Origin of the sequence: Paenibacillus sp. GCM10027627 (assembly GCF_042675505.1) — a bacterium.
Lineage (GTDB): Bacteria > Bacillota > Bacilli > Paenibacillales > Paenibacillaceae > Pristimantibacillus.
This window is the reverse complement of the sequence record NZ_JBHTHB010000017.1, coordinates 1-687: the sequence shown is the minus strand read 5'-3', so window position 1 is coordinate 687 and position 687 is coordinate 1. Positions and strand designations below refer to the sequence as shown.

Genomic DNA, 687 nt, shown 5'->3' with positions numbered 1-687 from the left:
TGCTTACGGCTCCCCGAGGCGGTATCGTTGTTCGCCACGTCCTTCTTCGGCTCCTGGTGCCTAGGCATCCTCCGTGCGCTCTTACTAGCTTAACCTAGTATGTTAACCAACCAAGGTTGGTAACAGCTTTTAATTCTGCTAAAGGATGATTCAGCTGAAGTTGTTTATTTTGTCAGAAGACAAAATAAATTCCTTCTCGTTACTTTCGTTATCCAGTTTTCAAGGTGCAAATGTTCCGTCGTTCCTATTGGAAAACGGTTGGTGGAGCCAAGCGGGATCGAACCGCTGACCTCCTGCTTGCAAGGCAGGCGCTCTCCCAGCTGAGCTATGGCCCCAAATGGGTACCGACTTCTCAGAGTCGATAATGGTGGGCCTTAGTGGACTCGAACCACCGACCTCACCCTTATCAGGGGTGCGCTCTAACCAGCTGAGCTAAAGGCCCTTGGGTAGTGTTTTTCGATGACTATTCTTCTTGAATTTCTTCAGAAAAGACGCTTCATCTATACACCGCTTGAGAAAGATCATTGATCTTTCAAAACTGACAACGAGCGAGCAACAAATTCCTGCCTGAGAGTGTTGCTATGGAAGCAATGCTTCCTTATTCAGTCATCATCGTGACTGAGTATTCCTTAGAAAGGAGGTGATCCAGCCGCACCTTCCGATACGGCTACCTTGTTACGACTTCAC

At 48.0% G+C, this 687-nt stretch carries 2 tRNA genes and 2 rRNA genes; all 4 read right to left on the bottom strand.

Annotated features, from left to right (window positions below):
* Positions 1-95: ribosomal RNA gene (locus ACFQZE_RS24370) — 23S ribosomal RNA — on the bottom strand; the annotation flags it as partial.
* Positions 96-259: 164 nt separating this feature from the next.
* Positions 260-335 (bottom strand) — tRNA-Ala (locus ACFQZE_RS24365).
* Positions 336-365: 30 nt separating this feature from the next.
* Positions 366-442: transfer RNA gene (locus tag ACFQZE_RS24360), tRNA-Ile, on the bottom strand.
* 191 nt (positions 443-633) lie between these two features.
* A 16S ribosomal RNA gene (locus ACFQZE_RS24355) occupies positions 634-687 on the bottom strand; the annotation flags it as partial.